Here is a 20,839-nt window from a genome sequence, read left to right as displayed (position 1 = left end):
ACGATCTAAAGTTATATGACGTATTACAATCATTATCGAGGGCAATGGAACTTAAAGAAGCTGCCGCCTGTAAAATACAGACAGCAGCTCCAACAAGTTTGCTAGCTCTTTTTCAAAATGTCCTTTACAAAGGGTACACTTTAATGTATTGATCGGACAGCTCTTTTTTCGTTATTGTGTAGTTTTAATAATGCGTACAGCATCCTTTGAAATGTAACCTGAAACGACTTTTTCATTCGTATGTTTATCGGCAATAATTTCGTACACATTGTTTAAACGATCGTTTTTAATGATGACCGGATAATTTTTTTGACGATATTGATATAATGATTTTCCGCCTGACGCAGAAGATAATACGTTCGTTTTGTCCGAGCGTGTTAAGCCGATTTTATAAGCGTTTTTCGCATCTTTTCGTCCGAGTGCGGTGTCGATACGGTAATAATGCCCTGCAGCTTTTGCTCCCCAATACGGATCAGAGGCGTATTTCATGTTAAAGCCTAAATATTTTGAGCCAAATACTGCACCGTTTGCAAATTTGCCAGTCGGATCGATGTAGTTTGGAATCCAATAATCGGTTAATAACGCTTTAACGTTTGCTTCAACAGATTTGAAGTAATCTTTTTGGTCGCCAGTGTCGCGCACGTTTAATCCGAATAAGTTGTTATATTCGAGCGCCTTTGCACTTAAGCCGTTACCACTTTCGTTAATGGCAAGTGAAATGATCATGAGCGCGTTAACGCCGTAGCGTGCCTCCATATTTTTGGCGATTGTTCCAAGTCCAACGAGCTTACTGCGCTTCGTTGCATTTTTATATTGTGAGCTACCCGTTTTTTCAAGCCCGCTTAGCATGTTTAAAATATAGTTGTTTAACTCCTGAGCGGTATAATTTGTTTTTGAGAAAGCAGGCAAAAATTGATAGTAATTGTAGTAATCGAAATAATCGTTTTTGTCGTTTTTATTTGTAAAGAAGACGCCGTTCCAGCTGTAATATTTCGTGTTCTTTTTCATTTCAGCAGGCGCTTTGCCGACGACGTAGCTTGCGGCTGTTTTACCTTCTTTTAAATTGGATACTAAATGATGAATAAGCTGACCATTTGCATTCATCGTATAATGGTCGCGCTCTACGATTAACCCTGTAGGAATGAGTTCGATTTTGTCGTTTAAGTCGATTGTACCGACTTGATTGGCAAAGCTCACCGTTACTTTTTTGCCATCGCTGTTTACGTATTCCATTTGTGAGTTCGTAGCAGCACCGATACGATCACGATTGCTGTTTAGCGTCATTTCGACGTATTGATTGGCAAATACAATGCCCGACTTCATATACACAACGCGTCCGGTATCTTTTTCCATTACGAATTGCTCGTTCGTTTGTACAGCCTTCATCGCCTCCGCTAACGTAGCATACGATGTTTGACTAACAATCGTTTGGTTTTTCGTTGTTGGCACAATGTACTTATGATGTGCGGCCGGTACTGGTGATGGTTTCTGTACTGGAGGTGTAGCGGGAGTCGGATCTGGTGCTTGTACTGTCGGTGGTGCAGGGGTAACCGGCTTTGCGGCTTCGACTGCATTCATTAAGCGGAACACAAATGTCGCAGCTTGTCCTACCGTTGCATTGTTTCCTGGCTTAAAGTACGTGCCATCTGCTTGTGTGTCCCCTTTAATAATCCCAAGTGCTACACCAATTGCAACGGCATCACGATGCGCGATCGCAATGTCTTGCGTATCGGCAAATGAAAGTGTCGTCGGAATTTTACTCGTATCATATTTTAAGTAGTTTAACGAACGTACAATCATTCGTGCCATATGCTGACGTGAAATGGAATCATTAGGTCGAAATGTTTCGTCCTCATAGCCAGTGACGATGCCTGCATTTGCGACACGGCGAATGGCGATATCTTGTCTTGTAGAACCTACCACATCTTTAAATGGATTCATGGTAGTTTCAGGTAGGTCAAGCGCAGCAGAAAGAAAAGATGCGAATTGTCCACGTGTTACGATTGCGTTTGGGTAGTATTGATTATTTGTATCAGGTAAAATCGCACCTTTTTTAATTAAGTAACGCATGCCTTGTTCATGTGTCGTTCCAGTTAATGAATCTGCATAAGTCGTTAATGAAGACGACATAAGTAGCAAAATCATAGAAAGGATGGTGAATATTTTCTTCAAATGTGAATCCCTCCTCATTATTAACATCCTATCAAAAGTTGTGAAAAAAAAGTAGCGTGGAACGTCAAATAATTAAGGAATATTTTTGACTATATAGACGGCGAATGGATTTTACTGTTTTGTTAATTGGCTCTTCACATCGAGACACGCTTTTTCGCGGGCATGGGGGGAGAAACACGATATTTGTTTTGAAAGCAATGCTACATGGACGCGGCAGTGCTTTTTTTGAGCCTTTCATGTCGCACTCATACACTCGACGTTAAAACAATTAGCGTGTCGTCGCTACTAACATGTCGCCTGTATTTTTCGGTTTGTTGCTGAAAACAATCGATTTTCCTGCATAGAAACGGCTAATCGACAAAGTGGATGTGGAAATACAAATCGTACTTCTGCTTAATAGTATTTCAACCGGAACTTTGTTATGCTTAAATGCAAGCAAATATGGACAGAAGGTAGGTGTGCTCAACTCGAGCAAGCGTATGAAAAAAAGACGAACATGGTCACTGATTGCTGCAATTGCCGCAATCGTAACATTTTCACCAGTAACGGAAACAGATGCATCAAAACAAACCGTTACATCCTATCCTGTATCGCCAGGAGTAACGTATGAGCAATATAAATATAGCGCCTCATACGGAACGAACGTCGTGAATCACTTAACGATCAATTTACGAAATGAATATACAAAAGTAAAACTTGGACTTGCGGGTACGACGAACGGACGCATGACGACGACTGCGATGGCAAACTCGCATTCGAAGGAAGGGCATCGTGTTGTCGGCGCAATTAACGCAGGCTTTTTTGATATGTCAGTAGGAAATCCATTATTACTACTCGCGGAGAAAAATGAAATTATTAACGGTGGACGCATTTCTGTCGGTAGCGACGAATATGTTAATAAGCCGTATGCGTTCGGTGTGAAATCTGATGGCACACCGTCAATTTCGCTATTCGATTTTGATGTGAACATGCAATATAAAGGGAAAACGTATGAGCTATCAGGTTTAAACCGAAAGCGCTATAACGACGAAGCGATTGTTTTTACGCCGCAATATTATTTAGGCAACACCGGGCAAAATAGTTACGGCGTCGAAGTAGTTGTCGACACAGGAAAGCGCATTACAGAAAACACATTCGGTCAAACGTTAACAGGGGAAATTACACATGTTTTTCCATACTCTGAAAAATGGCCAGCAAACATTCCAGATACAGCCTTCGTATTATCGGTGCACGGAACGCCGTGGCGCGCGATGATGGAAAGCATGAAAGTAGGCGAGGAAGTCACGGTCAACTTCAGCATTAACGAAGCATGGAATAATGCCGATTTTATGATTGCGACAGGACCGCTTCTTGTTGAAAACGGGCGCGTGAACTTACAAATGAGTGCGACGAGTGAACGTGCAAAAGCTGTCACACCGCGCACTGTCGTTGGCGTTGATGAAGATACGAAGCAAGTGCATTACATTACGGTTGATGGGCGTCAAAGCGCATCAAAAGGGATGAATATGACGCAGCTTGCGAACTATTTAGTCGATATCGGTGTCGATACAGCGATTAATTTAGACGGTGGTGGTTCTACGACGATGGGTATACGTAAGCCAGGATCAAATGATGTTGTGCTTGTTAATAAGCCGTCAGACGGGTCTCAGCGCCGCGTTTCAACAATTTTAGAAGCAATTAGTACAGCGCCTACTGGAAAGCCTGTACAAGCGGAAATAACGCGCTCACGTGTTGGGACGTTTTTAGTCGGGGCGAGCGCATCGGTAACGAGCGTTTCAAATATGACCGACGCACATTACAATGCGATTACACCGTTTAAAAGTAAGCTGAACCTTTCTTCAGAGCGCGGCACGATTAAAAGTGAAGGGTTAACGTATACGATGACGGAAGTTGGTACAGACCGCTTACAAATTGCGCACGAGGATGATGTCATTCAAACGTATCCGATTACGACCGTTGCAAGTCCGAACGAGCTATATTTAAAAGCAACGTCAACCGTCGTATCACCTGGTGAAACGATTCAATTTAGCATTAATGCGCTTGCTGCAAATAAAGAGCCACTTCTTTATGATAAATACCAGCTACAGTACAAAGTAGACGGCGACATCGGCACAATTGACGATAACGGACGCTTCGTAGCCGGGAAAAATCCAGGTACAGCGAAAGTGATTGCAACGCTCGGTGGCAAATCAGCCGGTGTGAGCGTAACGGTGAAAGCACAGCCGAAGCCGACGAACTTTAAAGATATTTTATCGACGTATCCGTATGTGAAGGAAATTGAATATTTAGCGGATAAAAAATATTTCACAGGCTACATGGACGGCACATTCCGCCCTGATCAAAAGCTGACACGCGCACATGCGGCCGTCATTATTAGCCGTATTTTACAGCTCGATACGAACAACATCAAAAATCCGAACTTCTCAGACGTAGCGACGACGTACACATATTATAAAGAAATCGCCGCAGTACAAAACTTAGGTATCGTCGACGGCTCAAACGGCAAGTTCAATCCGTCCGGTCAGCTAACGCGCGCACATATGGCGAAAATTTTAACGCTCGCGTTTGATTTACAAGGCAATGCGAACAAAACGTTTAAAGACGTAGCGACGGATCATTGGGTGCATGAATACGTGCAAGCACTCGCTGCAAACGAAGTGACAACAGGCTATGAAGACGGCTCGTACAAACCGAACGTCGCCATCTCGCGCGCGCACTTTGCTGTATTCCTATACCGCACGTTAAATAAATAGCAAAATGACGTATGTTAATGATTCGTTAACATGGCAGCTCGCGTATAGCGTCTTCGCTTTCGATGGACTCGGGGACGAACGTTGAAGGTGGTGCTACACGGACATGGCGTTCACCACCTTCCTCAAGGATTGCGGTTCTACAGTGCAAAACCAGGTCTGTTGATTAGCCACTTTTATACAGCTGAATTGTTTGTTTTCAGTAGCAATACTGAAATGAATGCAGCATGATAGTGGCAGGAAGCGTGCGGCGAGACTCCTTGGGGAACAGCTCGTGTCTCAAGACCCCGTAAAGCGCGACGTAGGAGCGGTGCGGAGGCTTGAGGAAGGCGATTAGCGCCACGTCCATGTGGCATCGCCTTCATGACCAACATCGTGTTCGCCGCCGAGCCCCAGGAAAGCGAGCCGTCATACGCGAAATGCCAATTGACTGGCTAATCAACACGCTTGGTGCAAAACAATTGATTCAGCTGTAGAACAGTTAAAGCGGTCATAGCATATTAAAACGAGCGAGGCATAGTTTACCACATCGTATGTGGCGAGCTATGCCTTTTTGTTTTGCGCAATCGGTCGATATAACAACAGTGTGTGCACATTACGTCTGTTGAGGAAGCGATGCGAAAAGATGAAAAGCAACTGCACTGTATGGAGCAGAAGGACGTAAAGTTTCCGCTAAACATAAAGCAACATTTCTCTAACTGCACGCGTCATGGTAAAATAGCAAAGAAAGATGCAAAGTAGTAAGAAGAAAAAGCTTTTGCATTAATTTTTTTAAAAGGATGTTATTAAATGAAAATCGGAATTGTGGGGAATTACGGTAACGATAATAATGGCGACGAAGCTATTCTTTACAGTCTGATCCAGCAAGTAAAGGAACAATTCTCCGTACAAAATGAAGATATTACTGTGTTCAGTAATAACACGCAACAAACGTCCGAACGATATGGTGTGAAAAGCTACCCGCTATATTATAAGCGCGGCAATTTATATAAAACGTTTTTTTATACGTATAAATCAAACAAACGTTATATGGATGGCTTTGACTTACTCATTATCGGTGGTGGCGGTATTTTAATGGATTTTTATCGCCGTGAAGCGCATTTATATGGAACGTATGCGTTAATGGCAAAGCATTCCGGTGTACCTTATGTGCTGTATGGCTGCGGTGCAGGTCCGCTTGATACAGTAACGGGCAAGGTGATGATTCGTTACATGTGTAAATATGCGGTGAACGTCTCCGTACGCGACCCTGATTCAAAGGAGCTGCTACGTACGATTGGTGTGACGCGCCATATTGACGTCATAGGTGATCCAGCGTTTACGATGTTTAAAGAGCGAAACAATCATCCAGAAAAGCCGCAGCGCATCGGTATTTCTGCGGTGCCAGTGTACAATGCGAACTATTGGCCGTCTGGTGATGTAGAGAAATATGACCGCTACGTAAAAAGCATGGCGGAAAACTTAGATACACTAATTAATACACATAACGTAGACATTACGTTTTTTGCGACAAAATATCCACAGGACGTTACAGTCACAAAGGATATTCGCAACAAAATGACACGCGCAGATAAGGTGGACATTATTGACCGTAATTTAGTACCCGAAGATTTATTGCAAGTAACGAGCGACATGGATGTAGTTATCGGGACGCGCCTGCATTCACTCATTTTAGCGACGAATGCACAAACGCCGATTATTGCTTTGTCATATCATAAAAAAGTAACGGATTTTATGCGTTCGATTGAATCGAGTGACTTATGTATCGAAATAAACGAGTTACAAAAAAATAAGCAATTAGTGGCGAACGCCTATAGCGAGCTAATCGCGGATTGGCCGGCAAGCGTTGCACGCACGAAACGCATTTCCACAAATACACATGCAGAAGCGATGAGAGGAAAACAATTATTGGCAAAGGCAGTGAAGGGAAAATGAAAAAAGTATTAGTGATTAGCAATATGTATCCTTCTGCTTCACATCCTTCGTACGGGATCTTTGTCAAAAATCAAGTCGAGGCTCTGAAGCGAGCAGGAATACATGTGGACATTGCAGTAAATGATAATCCAGCTGTTGGTAAGAAAAACGTCATCATAAAATATGCAAAATGGGCGATGCGTGCAATGCAGCTCGGACGAAAAGGGAAAAAAGCATACGACGTGACACATGCACATTACGTATTTCCGTCGGGGATGCTGTCGCTTGCGCTGAAAAAAATGTTCGGCATTCCGTACATCGTTACAGCACACGGTGGCGACATTGAGCGCATGGCAAAGAAAAGCGCGCGCATTCGCAACTGGACCGCGCAAATTTTAACAGAAGCCGACCATGTCATTGCGGTAGGACCGGTACTTGCAGAACAAATTGAGCAAGACTTTGGCATCGCGAAGCAAAACATTTCGGTGTTAAGCATGGGTGTAAATCGTAACGTCTTTACAGCAGGTGACAAGCAAGCAGTACGCAAGCAACTACGCATTTTAGACAATAAATTCGTCTTTTTATTCGTCGGCAACGTCATTCAACAAAAAGGTGTCGAGGAGCTAGTGGCGGCATATAAGCGCGTCAAAAAGCAGACGACGAAAGATATTGAGCTTGTGATCGTTGGCTCGCGTCGTGATATGAGCTTTATTTCAAATATTCAATCGCAAGTCGATGCGACGGTGCGCTTTGAGGATCCTGTGCAGCAAACGCAGCTTGTGAAATGGTTCCAAGCAGCGGATGTATTCGTGCTGCCGTCGCATTTAGAAGGCTTTGGCTTAGTAGCACTCGAAGCACTTGCATCAGGAACACCTGTTATCGCTTCAAACGTCGGTGGACTCGTATCGTTACTCGGTGACGGGGCAGGCAAGCTTGTGCCAGCGAAAAATAGCGAGGCATTGAGCGAGGAAATGTTGCGTGCGTTACATACGCCGCGCGATCAATATGTCGATGAGGAAGCGGTACAAGCCGCGCTTACATTGCATGATGAGGTGACGATTACAGAGCACGTAATCGACCTGTATGACGCTGCGAGTAAAGGTGGCGAGCAACGTTGAACAAGTTCATAAAAATTGTTGGTGCTGTTGCTGTCATTAATATCGTTGCGCGTTTATTTGGGTTTTTCCGTGAAATGGTCATCGGGTATCAGTATGGCTCAACACACGTAGCTGATAGTATTTTTACGGCGTATTTATTGCCGAACTTTTTATATTTAGTCGTCGGTGGAGCATTTACGACAGCGGTCATTTCAATCTATAACCGCAAAACGACCGATCAGGCGCAGTTCGTCAAGCAGTCATTTACGATTGTTGTCGTATCGCTTACGGTGATGACGGTCGCGATTATGGCATTTACTGAGCCACTTATGCACTTATTTAACATCGATGAAAAAGGACCTGAAGCATTCGATTTAGCGGTAAATTTATTTTACTGGATGATGCCATCGTCTATTTTACTTGCGCTTGCGTCATGGTATAGCGGTATGTTAAATATTCACGATAAGTTCCATTTATCGAGCTTTGCGATTTTACTATACAATGTGTTGTTTTTAATTATCGCAGTTGGTCTGTCATTCGTTATCGGACCAGTCGCATACGGTATTTCGGCGTTATTAAGTGCGCTTGTGATGGTATATTACGTCGCAAAAGGGTACCGCAAGCTCGATAGTTTCCCAGTCGGTTTATCGTTTAAGCGCAATCAATCGACGAGAGATTTATGGATTATGGTATGGCCGATTATGATCGGTGGGGCATCGATTCAAATTTATGCGATGCTGCAGCGTTTCTTCGCAGGACCGCTTGGTGAAGGTGCAATTTCAGCAGTGAACTACGCATCGAAGCTGACGCAGTTCCCGCAAGCGATTTTAATTACAGCAGTAACGACTGTTATTTATCCAATTTTAAGTAAAAAGGAAGCAGAGGACGATTTTGAGTCGATTAAAATGTTGTACTCAAAAGGTATGTATTATTTAACGTTACTGCTCATTCCTGTATCAATTTTCGCTTATTTTTATGCGACAAATTTAGTACAAGTCATTTTCGAATACGGCAAGTTTGATGCGTACTCAACGTCGATTACAGTGCCAGTATTTGAGGTGTTCGTGTTATCGATTTTATTTTTAGCAGTTAACACGTACATTACGCGCTTTTATTACGCAAAGGGCGATTCGACAGCGCCCGTCGTATTTAGTATTTTAAACGTCTTCATTATTAATATCGGCATTATGTACGCGTTCACAGATGATTACGGCGCAACAGCAATCGCTTGGGCAACGTTAATTAGCTCGGTAACAAACACATTCATGCTTGTGTTTTACGGCTCACGTAAATACGGCTTCACGCTCATTGCGGATGAAATGAAAAAGCAATGGCTTCGTCCGTGGATTCCGTTTATGATCATTAGCGTCGTAACGTATGCAAGTAGCGAATATTTAGTGTTTGATTATAAGTGGGTAACGTTTATCGTCGGTTTAACAATTTTCACCGTTACGTCGCTCGTATCGCTGCATATGTTTGGTATTAAAGAAGTAAGTGGCAGCTTGCGGCGTTTACGTAAGCGATTTTCACGCTCGTCACATCACGAATAACAAAGCGAAAAGGCTAGAACTGAAGTATAAGTTCAATGAAGTGCAGCCTCGTAATATGCTGGAAATTTGATGACGTTGCGTGTGAAGCGGAGACTCCTACGGGAAAAAAACATAGCGATAGCAAGGCTCGAGCCGTTCCCGGAGTAATCGGACAGACAAAGCGTTATTAGGAATGTATTTTCCCGATAACGCTTTTTTGTTTTAACCCAAGTTTGTTGATTAGCCACTTGTATACAGCTACATTGGTTGTTTTTAGCAGTAAAACAGAAATAAATGTGGCTTTATAATGACCGCGCCCAAATTTATTTAATTATTATCAGGTCTGTTGATTAGCCATTTTTATAAAGCTGAATCTGTTGTTTTCAGTAGCAAAACTGACATGAATGCAGCATTGTAGTGGGAGGGAGCATGCGGTGAGACTCCTTGGGGAAAAGCTCGTGCCTCAAGACCCCGTAAAGCGCGACGTAGGAGCGGTGCGGAGTGATGAGCGCCACGTCCATGTGGCATCACCTTCATGACCAACATCGTGTTCGCCGCCGAGCCCCAGGAATTTATCTGCCTCGAGTAACCGCAGAGGCAAAGCGAGCCGCAATACGCGAACTGCCAGTTGAATGGCTAATCAACACGCTTGAATTATTATTTCAAATTTTATGTGTATGTGCAGACAATGCTCACTATTCGGTTGAAACTGTGTCGCATCTTTTTTGTGATCACATCCAGGAAAATAATGAGAGCGAAATGTGATTGAATAACTAAACTATAAATTGTATATAAATTCGTAAAATGAGCATTAAGTTGTAGGAATTTCGATTTTCTACTATGTTTATGTGGTTAATGTTTCAAAAATATAATCTTTCTTGTATAATCAAAAGTATTGTTTCGGAGAGTGTGAACCCGAAAAGAAGATATAGAAAGATAAAAGGTGAGAGCATGGCAAGAGGTAGAAAAGTTAATTCAAACGGCGAGCGCAGCAAGCAACTATTATTAGAGAAGGCGATTGAGTTATTCGCAGCAAACGGTTATCATCAAACGAAAATTAGTGATATTGTAAAAGCCGCAAGTTTAACTCAGCCAACATTTTATCTATATTTTGAAAGTAAAGATTCTTTATTTAACAGTTTAAATGCAGAGTTCAATGAAAAATTAATGACGATCTTTGATACAGATGTAGAAGGAAATGTATCATTGAGCGATTTACAAAAGAAGTTAGAAAATGTTTTCACATTTTTTGCGCAAAATCCGTTATTAACGAAAGTCGGCTTTTTTGAGGCGATGGATGCAAGCGTTGTAAAAGCAGAGCTAGCACAGCAATTACAAAATAGCATTATCGGTGTGCAAGGAATCGAACATTCAAAAATCGTAGCAGAAGCTTTAGTTGGTGCAGTTGAACGTTTAACATTGACATGCTTATTAACTGGAGAATTTACACCAAAGGAAGTAACGGAGACACTCATGTCAATTTACTTCTCAGCAGCGCAGCAAACAGCTTAATACATACGAAGAGAGCAGAAGCGTTCTGTTCTTCACTATACAATAAAAAGGTATCCGCACTAATCGGGTACCTTTTTACATGCTTATTTTTCAATTATGATTTTTTGAATTTTTCCTTTTTGTGTAGCGGTAGGCTTTGTAATGAGCGCGTACATCTGACCTGCTTGTAACTGCTCACTTAGCGTCAGCCGCGCATAGCTTTTACCAGACTTATGGGCGCTAAATGGAATTGTTTCGTTCGTACCGAGCTTCACAAATGCATAGCGATCTTGCATATTGACGGTCATATACTTATGCATAATATGAAGCGTCGAGCTTTTCGCATCTTTCGTTACAGTCGGCTGCACGTCATATTGTCCTGTTTCAAGCAGTGCGTCAAAATGCGCGTCTTGCAGTGGATGCTTCGATTGAATATGCGGTTTGACACCAATACCATTAATTGGCTCGTTGCTTGGTCCAGTAAATTTTGCAATCGTTAGCTTTAAATGACTGCCATCTGTAAAATCGTAAAACTGCTGCATCGAGCCTTTGCCATACGTTTTTGAACCGTATAAAATGGCAGCTTTTTGATCTTTCAATGCAGCGGCAGTCATTTCCGACGCACTCGCGCTATATTCATCAATTAGTAGACGGGTGTTTTGTGGAAACTTATTTAACGTGCCAATTGCAGGATACGTCACTTGTTGGAAACGGTTCGATAGCACGTATGCCGTTTTAGCGTTCGGGAACATACCGATAATGCGCTCAGCTGTATCAACGTAACCACCACCGTTACCACGCAAGTCAACGATAAACGATTTCGCCCCTTGTTTACGTAAATCGGTTAACGCTTGACGCATTAATGAATCGGCATTGTCACTAAACGTGTACAGTGCGATATAGCCGATATTGCCGTGCAGCAGTGCCATGTCAGAATGTGGCGATGAGAATGCTTGGCGTTTGAGTGTAAGCGTCGTAATTTGATCGTCTGGCGTTAAAATCGTTAGCGTTACGAACGAACCAGCTGTGCCTTGTAGTAAGCTTGCTGCCTCATCGATTGATTGATTCGCTAAGTCCGTGCCGTTCGCTTGTAAAATGACCGTACCTGGAACTAAGCCGGCGACATGAGCAGGGCCGTCTTGAATCACTTCTGTAATGAGTACCCCTTTACTATGCTTCGTTAAATAAATGCCGATGCCGACTGTTTCTAAATCAACAGCTTGCACGTATTGTTCGTATTCTTGACGCGTGAAATATTCCGAGTATGGATCAAGTGTTTCTATCATACCTTCAATTGATGTTGCTTCGTAAAAAGCAGGAGACAACGCGTCGACATATTCTTTTTCGATAATTAAGCGCACTTCTTCAACGGAAGCGGCACTTGCTGGTACAGTACTAAGCAGTAAACAGCCAGCTAAAAATGCACTCCATAATTTTTTCATCGCAAATGCTCCTTCTATTCTAAATGAACAGACGTATGTCAACACGTCGTAATAAATATAAAAAAGCAAGCGTGTTGATTAGCCAATCAATTGGCAGAAGCGTATTGCGGCTCGCTTTCCTGGGGCTCGGCTCAAGCCTCCGCACCGCTCCTGCGTCGCGCTTTACGGGGTCTTGAGGCACGAGCTTTTCCCCAAGGAGTCTCGCCGCACGCTTACTGCCATTAATATGCAGCATTTATTTCCAAATGGTTGCTAAAAACAACCGATTTCACTGTATATAAATGGCTAATCAACAGACCTGATAAAAAAGAGTGCCCTATTTCGGACACTCTCATTATAGCATTATTTTTTTGTGAAATTCGAAACAATATACCCGATTACTGCACCGATGATCGCAGGAAGTAACCAACCTAACCCTTGACCTTGTAATGGTAATAAGTTTAATGCGTTTTGGTACGCTTCTACGTTAACGCCTGCTGCTACTAAACCGTCGTTAATGCTCACAACAAGTGTAAGTAGTAACGCACCGATGTAAACAGCTGGGCGACCGCCGAACATGTTATGTGCTAATGATAAGAAGATTAACACCATCGCTAACGGATAAAGAAGCATTAATACCGGTAACGTAATAGCTAATAATGTCGATAAACCGAAGTTTGCAACAACACCACTAAATAGCGAGAATACGATTAAGTACGTTTTGTACGAAATTTTTGGATACACTTTGTTGAAGAACTGTGCGTTCGCTGTTGCTAAACCGATTGATGTCGTTAAGCAAGCAAGTAAAATGATCGCTGCTAAAATCGCTTGACCTGCACCGCCGTAAAGCTCCTGTGCTACTGCTGCGATAATTGCGCTACCTGTACCTGAGCCTTCAAAGAAACCGATTGAATCTGTGCTCGTTGCCCCAATGAAGCCAAGTGAAATGTAAACGAATGCTAAGCCAGCTGCTGCAATCATACCTGCATAAACTGTAGATGATACAATTTTGTTAGGCTCTGTAATACCGCGTGCTTTTAACGCTTGAATAACAACTAAACCGAATACTAAACCAGCAAGCATATCCATTGTGAAGTAACCTTGTACGAAACCTTCTGTAAATGGATTTTCAATGTAGTTGCCGCTTGCTTCACCTAAGCTACCCATTGGTGAGATGATTGCTTTTACGGTTAAAACAACGATAACAATTAATAATAATGGCGTTAATACTTTACCGACGATGTCAACAATTTTCGTTGGGTTCATCGCAACGAATAACGTTAACGCAAAGAACACGATCGTCATAATAATTAACGGCCAGCGTGAATCCGCCATTGATTCTGATAAATACGGCACGACGGCAATTTCATATGAAACTGTTGCTGTACGTGGCCAAGCGAATAACGGTCCGATTGATAAGTACACGATTGATGTGAAGATTAAACCGAACGTTGCGTTAATGCGCTGTGAGATAAATAGTAAGTCGCCGCCTGATTTCGCGATGGCAACGATCGCAAGTAGCGGTAAGCCGACACCCGTCGTTAAGAAACCAGCTAATGCCCAAAAGATTTCTTCACCAGACTTTTGTCCAAGCTCTGGCGGGAAGATAATGTTCCCTGCACCGAGGAATAACGCAAATAGCATTAGCCCGATTGCAAGATTATCTTGCATAAATTTTTTCATAATAAAATTCCTCCAAATGATAAAAGTGTCAATTTTCAAACAATTTAGTGCGTGAAAGTTAACGCTTCATGTTGTATGTCAATTATGCGAAAACTGCAATAAAATTAAGACAAGCTATAAGATATTATATTTTCAGATAAAAAGCAATGATAAACTTCTTAAATAGTCTAATATGCCTAAGTTAACGGTTTCATATAACAGTTTTTCACTTGCTAGTTATTATAGCATGCAATAAATGGAATTATCAGAAAAATAAAATTTGTATTGAAAAATGAGTAATAGTGAGCAATAAAGTGTGTGAAATAGAACGGATTTGCGCGCGAGCTACTTTAAAAGTCACAGCACGTTTTTTATTATAGGTTTATGTAAAAATTTGATAAGATGAACGACAAAAAAAGCTGCCTGAAAAAATCAGACAGCTTCCTCGTGACATCTTATTTTTGTGGTACGCGTGCAGCCCAACGAGTGAAATCAGCGTCTGCTAAATTCGTCGTTAAGTCAGCAGGGTATACGAACGTCCACGGCTTCGATGTGTTCGCCTTTACGACGATTACTGGATCTAGCTTGAACGTACCCGTTGCAACGACTGTATCGTTTGCATCGACTACTTCAAGTGGTAGCTGCTCTAAGTTAATGTCGCGGTCGTTCCCGTTACGAATTAGAAGCGTAATTGCTAAGCTACCGTTATCCATTTTGACGTGCTGAATGCCTGTGAAGTTTACTTCTTTGTCGCGTAGCTTCGGTAATTCTTTTACGATTTTACGAAGCTCCTCTTTTTGGTCGTTGCTTAACTGCTTTTCCCACTGTGTATCAAGGTCTAGCTGGTGACCGCGTAACGATACTAAGTTGAACGCGATTTTCCAACCTTCACCTGGAATTTCATCTGTTAATAATGAATCTTTATGGAATGTGAATACCCACGGACGCGCACTTTCAGCTGGAATTGTGCCAAGCTGTGTGAAGTCGAAGCTTTGTTTTGCAAGCACTGTGCCGTCTTCAGCTGTTACGAATAAATCGATATCTTTTAGCTCGATTGGCTGGTTTAATGATGAACGGAAAAATGCTTTTACGTTCCAAGCGCCTGTTGCAGCATCTTCTTCGATGTTAATCGCCGCAAGAGATAATTGATTTGGCTTTAATGGCTCTAAATCGTTCGCTAAAAAGTTGAAAACGTATTGCTGCTCTTGAGGGACGTTCCAATCTGGGTGGAATGATAATTTCGTGTACACTTCTTGCTTTTGTGTTGAAATTTGTCCTTTTTTGCCACCGCCTAAAACGGCTTTTGAATCGACCGTGCTATCTTTACCTACTTTATCTGATTTTCTAAAAAATGAAAATAAACCCATTATTGTTGTTCCTCCTGACGCTCTTTCAGCATTTTCGCAAAGTTAATAACTTCCTTCACGACTGAACGGCGTAATTCTTGATAGTTGCGACCGAATAATTCTAAACCTTCACGCTGATAAATGCGCATTGGGTCTTCTTGCTGGTAGTGGCGTAAACCGATACCTTCTTTTAAATGCGCCATCGATTCTAAATGCTTCACCCACATCGCATCTAAACGCATGAGCATTACTTGTGGAATGAGTGCAGCAATTTGCTCGTTTTCGTTGTACGTCGCAAGCAAGTTTTTTAATTCATCGATGACAGGCTTTACTTGCTCAAATAGCGTATCCACTTTTTGCGCTTGGCGATCGATCGTAATTGGCGAAAGCGTTAATGAATTAATCGTACGCTCCATCGCATCGAAGTTCCAATCCATCGGCATCGCGTCGTCTGGTGCATGCTCGCGAATCGCAAAGTCAACTGTTTCATCAAGCATTTGTAGCAGCTGCTCCATCGTTGCCTCGCCGCCGATAATTTTGTTGCGCAGCCCGTAAATAACGCCGCGTTGGTCATTGATGACGTCATCGAGCTTTAAGTTGTACTCACGCATACCTTGTTGAGAGCCTTCTACGATGCGCTGTGTGCGACTAACGAGCTCGTGTACATCTTTGTTTGTAATGATGCCGTCTGCGTTTTTCGTCATTTTCTTTTTGAACTTTTCGACATCGTCTTTTGCGAAGCGGCGGAACATGTCGTCTTCAAGTGATAAGACGAATAAGCTTTCACCAGGATCGCCTTGACGACCAGAGCGTCCGCGCAGCTGATTGTCAACGCGTCGGCTTTCGTGCTTTTCTGTACCGATGACGAATAAGCCACCGAGCTCGCGTACACCGTCACCAGGCACGATGTCTGTTCCGCGACCTGCCATGTTCGTTGCGACCGTAATACGTCCTTTTTGCCCAGCTTCTGAAATGAGCTCGACTTCTTGCTCAACTGTTTTCGCATTTAATAGTTGGAATGATAAGCCGACATTTTTTAATGATGTTGCGACTGCTTCCGACTGTAAAATGGACGTTGTGCCGACTAATACGGGCTGTCCTTTTTCATGACGTTCTTTTACAAGTTGTGCGACGAAATGATATTTTTCTTGCTTATGCTCGAAAATAATATCTTGCTGGTCGATGCGTAGGCGAGGGCGGTTCGTCGGAATTTGCACAACGGACATGCCGTACACTTCTTGAATTTCCTTCTCCTGCGTTTTACCAGTACCAGTCATACCACAAAGTGCAGGATACATACGGAAGTAGTTTTGAATCGTCACTTGTGCCTGCGCTTTATTTTCCTCGGTAATCGTTACGCCTTCTTTTGCTTCGATTGCTTGGTGAAGCCCGTCAGATAATGAACGACCTTCCATAATGCGCCCAGTGAACATATCAACGAGCTGAATTTTGTCATCTTTTACGATGTAATCGACGTCGCGCTCAAACATGACGTGTGCGCGCACTGCTTGAATAACGTAATGATACAGCGTTTGATGATCTAAGTCGTATAAGTTATCGATGCCGAATGCGCGCTCCACTTTTTCGATACCTTGATCCGTTAATGCAGTTGCCTTCGTTTCATCATCAAATTCGTAATCTTCTTCAACGACGAAGCGCTTTGCAAGCATTGCCGCAATTTGGTGAAGCTCCTCGTTTGCTGACATTTTACCAGCGACGATTAACGGTGTTTTCGCCTCATCGATTAATACTGAGTCCACCTCATCGATAATGGCGAAATGGTACGGGCGCTGCACGCGGTCTGCAATGCTATGCACCATGTTGTCGCGCAAGTAGTCAAAGCCAAACTCTGTACCGACACCGTACGTAATATCTGCTTTGTATGCACGTTTTTTCGCATCTGGCTCCATCATCGGCACGTTTAAGCCAACTGTTAAGCCGAGGAAGCGGTGAATTTGGCCAATTTGGTCGTAGTCACGCTTTGCTAAATAGTCGTTTACTGTAATGACATGTACGCCTTTACCTTCTAGTGCACGCACGTAAGAAGGTAGTGAGGCAACGAGCGTTTTCCCTTCACCAGTTGGCATTTCTGCAATGTTGCCTTCTGTTAACACGAGTCCGCCGATTAACTGCACGTCGAAATGGCGCATATTTAAAACACGCTTAGATGCTTCACGCACAACGGCAAAAGCATCCGGCACAATCGATTGTATGCTCGTGCCATTTTCGAGTTGTTCTTTAAACGTCGCAGTCATATCTTTTAACGCATCATCGGACATCGCAGCGTATTTTTCCTCGAGCCCGTTAATTTGGTTTACGATTTTATAGTAACCTTTTAATTCACGTTTACTTGTTTGTTCTTTATTACGTTTGAAAAATGAGAACATCGTCTTTATTCGCTCCTTCTGCTAAGCCTAAAACTATGCTAGGCATCTTCTAATTTTAACAAATAAATGAAGTGATGACTACAGAACATACTGCTATAAACATAAAGAGCGGAGAATGTTACATTTGAAATTTGCGTTTGCACGTAAATGCATGCGTTGCTCGGAGCAAGATGCGGACTTCAGCGGGAAAAAACATCGTGTTCGCCGCCTCAACAGCGGAAAGCAACACGGTCATGTAATGCTAAGCAGCGAAAATTCCAAGCGTATGCAACTTATAAGAGAATTTTTCGTTATGATTAGGTAAACAGTGTTTTTTGAATTATTTCATGGTATACTACGGTAGGATTACTGTGGATAGAATTTAAAAAAATTGAGGAGGTCTGACGTGATTTACGTGTCTCTCGTCGTGGCTTTTGTCGCGTCCATTTTATTAACTCCGCTTGTGAAAAAATTAGCATTTAAAATAGGAGCGGTAGATGCACCAAATCATCGAAAAGTGCATGCGCGTATTATGCCACGTTTAGGTGGACTTGCCATCTATTTCGCATTTTTAATTGGATATATCTTTTTAAAGGTAACAACAGGGTTTGAAACAGAATATGGAACAGCCATTTTAATCGCTGCGACAATTATCGTCATTACAGGTGTAATTGATGATATGCGTGAAATTTCTGCAAAGGCGAAAATGCTCGGTCAGTTTGCAGCTGCGCTTATTGTTGTGTTCGTTGGTGGCATTCAAATAGAAGTAATTAACTTACCATTCGGCGGTACGATCGACTTCGGTTTGCTCGGTATTCCGCTAACGATTTTATGGATTGTCGGCATTACGAACGCCATTAACTTAATCGACGGCTTAGACGGCTTAGCAGCAGGTGTATCAACAATCGCGTGCATTACGCTTGCGGTGATGGCGATGATTATGGGTAACGGTTTCGTCATCGCGATGGCGTCTATTTTAGCAGCAGCATCACTTGGCTTTTTATTGTTTAACTTCCACCCAGCGAAAATTTTCATGGGGGATACAGGGGCATTGTTCCTTGGCTTTATGATTTCGGTCATTGCGTTATTAGGTTTTAAAAATGTAACGATCATTTCATTCATCATTCCAATCATTATGCTTGGTGTACCGATTTCAGATACGTTTTTTGCGATCGTGCGTCGTTTACGTACAGGGAAAAAATGGTCTGATCCAGATAAATCGCATTTACACCACTGCTTATTAAATCAAGGCTTCACGCATCGCCAAACGGTATTAATTATTTACGGTATTGCCGCGATGTTTGGCTTAGCTGCAATCATCTTCTCGATGGCAAAAGTATGGGGTGCGATTATTTTAATTGCGGTCATTTTACTAGCGATCGAGCTGCTCGTCGAAGTAATTGGGCTTGCGGGTAAAAATTATCGTCCGTTATTGAATTTCATGAAAACATTTAAATAACAAACAAAAAGGCATTGGAAAATTTCAATTTTCCAATGCCTTTTTTGTTTTTACATATTTTGATTCATCACCGCAAGCTGGAGTTGACGCATAAAGGTTGCTTGAAACAAGAGGCGGACTCCAGTGGGAAAAGCGAAAATTCTTTTTGCGACGAGTAACCGCAGGAGCATGAGACTTGAGACCCCGCAATCGTGAGGAAGGTGATAAACGCCACTACACGAGTCATCACCTTCATGACAAACATCGTGTTCGCCTCCACGCCCGCCGAAAGCAACCTTAAGTTATGGTGAAGATCCATAAAAGTGGCGTATTAACAGACCTGATATTTTTTAACAAACTTGATTTTTTAATATGGTTCCGAATATTGTGGCTCGTCGTAATCAAAATGGAATTCGCTCTCAGGTGATGCATAAATGTTTGGCAATAACCCTAAGTGACGTTGCAATATTTCGCGGTTTTCCTCCAATGATTGTTCATTTAGCTTGTAGTAATAAACACCTGTTGATTGGTCGTTACGTCCTTCTAAGTTTAGTGTGTCAATGTTGGATGTGCCGTCTGATAAGTACGAAATAAGCGATTTCATTTCAGAAAACGTCATGTTCGTACGCATGTTGTCGCCAAGTGCGCCGATGACATCTGTATATTTCGTCACCGATGTTACCGATGTACCTTTTTGGATGATCGCTTTTAATACTTGTTGCTGACGTTTACCACGCTCTAAATCGCTATCCGCTTTACGTGTACGCACAAGTGCTAACGCCTCTGATCCTGACAATAGATGACGTCCTTCTTTTAATTGAATCGCATTGTTGTCAAATTCATCTTTTTCTAAAATGTCGTACGGTACTTCTGCTACGACACCTCCTAATGCATCGACAACATCGATAAACGCATTAAAGTTCATTTTTACGTAATAATCGACCGGAATGTCAAATAACTCTTCAACAGCCTCAATCGTTGCTTTTGTGCCACCGAATGCGTGGGCATGTGTAATTTTATCCTTATACTTCACATGTGGGATGTATGTATAAGAGTCGCGCGGAATGCTTAACATTTTAATCGACTTATCTTCATTGTTTAACGTCGCTAAAATGAGTGCATCAGAGCGTGAGTTGCTTTCGCCTTGTGAGCGCTGCATGCTGTCGTCCACGCCGATAAATAAAATGGAAATGCTATCTTCTAAAGGTTCTACTTCTTCTACACGTAATTCAGACTGTACACGGTCATCAATTTCTTCAAATGCGCCCTCAGCTGCTGTTTCGGCTTGTTTCGATAAAAACACACCGTATGCAGTTACAGAGAGTAGCAGCGAGGCAACAAGAAGGGCACATACCTTTAACGTCAGCCCGAGCTTGGAGCTTTTTTTATTCTCTTTCCTCATATGCTTTATTATCTGCTTCTAAAATAATGCTCACTTTAACGTGCAAGCATCTCGTTCGTTTTAGTAGCAGTTTTCACCTCTCTTTCGATTATTGGTCGTAATGGCAACGGGGCTTCTTAAGTTGCGACATTACTAGGTCTTTATGGAAGTTACGAATCGTATGATTTAATGATTGGCGTCACGCTTTGATCTTTTTGTTAATATAGAGCCCCCTCTTACGTCGAATCATTACATATTGAATCTATTCGGTA

12 protein-coding genes are annotated in these 20,839 nt (G+C 42.4%); 6 read left to right on the top strand and 6 right to left on the bottom strand.

What is annotated here, in order from left to right; all coding sequences use genetic code 11:
* Positions 1–171: 171 nt before the first annotated feature.
* Positions 172–2,172 (bottom strand): S-layer homology domain-containing protein, encoded by a 2,001-nt coding sequence (locus tag A6K76_RS13635; RefSeq protein WP_066466043.1) that lies wholly within the window; start codon positions 2,170–2,172, stop codon positions 172–174.
* Positions 2,173–2,651: 479 nt separating this feature from the next.
* On the opposite strand from A6K76_RS13635, the gene A6K76_RS13630 reads away from it, so the two are divergent.
* The 5 genes from A6K76_RS13630 (at position 2,652) to A6K76_RS13605 (ending at position 10,974) form a co-directional block, all read left to right on the top strand.
* Positions 2,652–4,925 carry an S-layer homology domain-containing protein gene (locus A6K76_RS13630; protein ID WP_066466047.1) on the top strand — a complete coding sequence of 758 codons (2,274 nt, stop codon included), beginning with the start codon at positions 2,652–2,654 and terminating at the stop codon, positions 4,923–4,925.
* A 786-nt stretch (positions 4,926–5,711) separates the two neighbouring features.
* Entirely contained in the window at positions 5,712–6,857 is a 1,146-nt protein-coding gene (locus A6K76_RS13625) for a polysaccharide pyruvyl transferase family protein (protein WP_066466041.1), read from the top strand.
* Positions 6,854–7,954 (top strand): glycosyltransferase, encoded by a 1,101-nt coding sequence (locus A6K76_RS13620; protein ID WP_083995464.1) that lies wholly within the window; start codon positions 6,854–6,856, stop codon positions 7,952–7,954. The genes A6K76_RS13625 and A6K76_RS13620 overlap by 4 nt, the downstream gene beginning before the upstream one ends.
* Complete coding sequence (gene murJ / locus A6K76_RS13615) at positions 7,951–9,483, top strand: murein biosynthesis integral membrane protein MurJ (protein ID WP_066466034.1); 1,533 nt, start codon at positions 7,951–7,953, stop codon at positions 9,481–9,483. Before A6K76_RS13620 ends, murJ begins: the two co-directional genes overlap by 4 nt.
* Positions 9,484–10,413: 930 nt before the next feature.
* Positions 10,414–10,974 carry a TetR/AcrR family transcriptional regulator gene (locus A6K76_RS13605; protein WP_066466026.1) on the top strand — a complete coding sequence of 187 codons (561 nt, stop codon included), beginning with the start codon at positions 10,414–10,416 and terminating at the stop codon, positions 10,972–10,974.
* Between the two features lie 83 nt (positions 10,975–11,057).
* Here the strand turns inward: A6K76_RS13605 and A6K76_RS13600 are convergent, their stop codons facing one another.
* The 4 genes from A6K76_RS13600 to secA2 all read right to left on the bottom strand — a co-directional run bounded on the left by A6K76_RS13600 (position 11,058) and on the right by secA2 (position 17,769).
* Complete coding sequence (locus tag A6K76_RS13600; RefSeq protein WP_066466025.1) at positions 11,058–12,395, bottom strand: S41 family peptidase; 1,338 nt, start codon at positions 12,393–12,395, stop codon at positions 11,058–11,060.
* A gap of 342 nt (positions 12,396–12,737) precedes the next feature.
* Positions 12,738–14,057 (bottom strand): branched-chain amino acid transport system II carrier protein, encoded by a 1,320-nt coding sequence (brnQ, locus tag A6K76_RS13595; RefSeq protein ID WP_066466022.1) that lies wholly within the window; start codon positions 14,055–14,057, stop codon positions 12,738–12,740.
* A 434-nt stretch (positions 14,058–14,491) separates the two neighbouring features.
* On the bottom strand, positions 14,492–15,403 hold the full coding sequence (locus A6K76_RS13590) for an accessory Sec system S-layer assembly protein (protein WP_066466019.1): 912 nt from the start codon (positions 15,401–15,403) through the stop codon (positions 14,492–14,494).
* Positions 15,403–17,769 (bottom strand): accessory Sec system translocase SecA2, encoded by a 2,367-nt coding sequence (gene secA2, locus A6K76_RS13585; RefSeq protein ID WP_066466017.1) that lies wholly within the window; start codon positions 17,767–17,769, stop codon positions 15,403–15,405. Before secA2 ends, A6K76_RS13590 begins: the two co-directional genes overlap by 1 nt.
* Before the next feature lie 385 nt (positions 17,770–18,154).
* Between secA2 and A6K76_RS13580 the strand changes: the two genes are divergently transcribed.
* The gene (locus A6K76_RS13580; protein ID WP_066466015.1) at positions 18,155–19,207 is read left to right on the top strand and encodes a glycosyltransferase family 4 protein; all 1,053 of its coding nucleotides are present in this window, start codon (positions 18,155–18,157) and stop codon (positions 19,205–19,207) included.
* 346 nt (positions 19,208–19,553) lie between these two features.
* Here the strand turns inward: A6K76_RS13580 and A6K76_RS13575 are convergent, their stop codons facing one another.
* Positions 19,554–20,588, bottom strand: coding sequence for an LCP family protein (locus A6K76_RS13575; protein WP_066466013.1), 1,035 nt, complete (start codon positions 20,586–20,588; stop codon positions 19,554–19,556).
* Between the last annotated feature and the right edge of the window lie 251 nt (positions 20,589–20,839).

Origin of the sequence: Caryophanon latum (genome assembly GCF_001700325.1) — a bacterium.
GTDB classification, from domain to species: domain Bacteria; phylum Bacillota; class Bacilli; order Bacillales_A; family Planococcaceae; genus Caryophanon; species Caryophanon latum.
The sequence above is the reverse complement of the archived record's forward strand: the minus strand, read 5'-3'. Positions and strand labels throughout refer to the sequence as shown.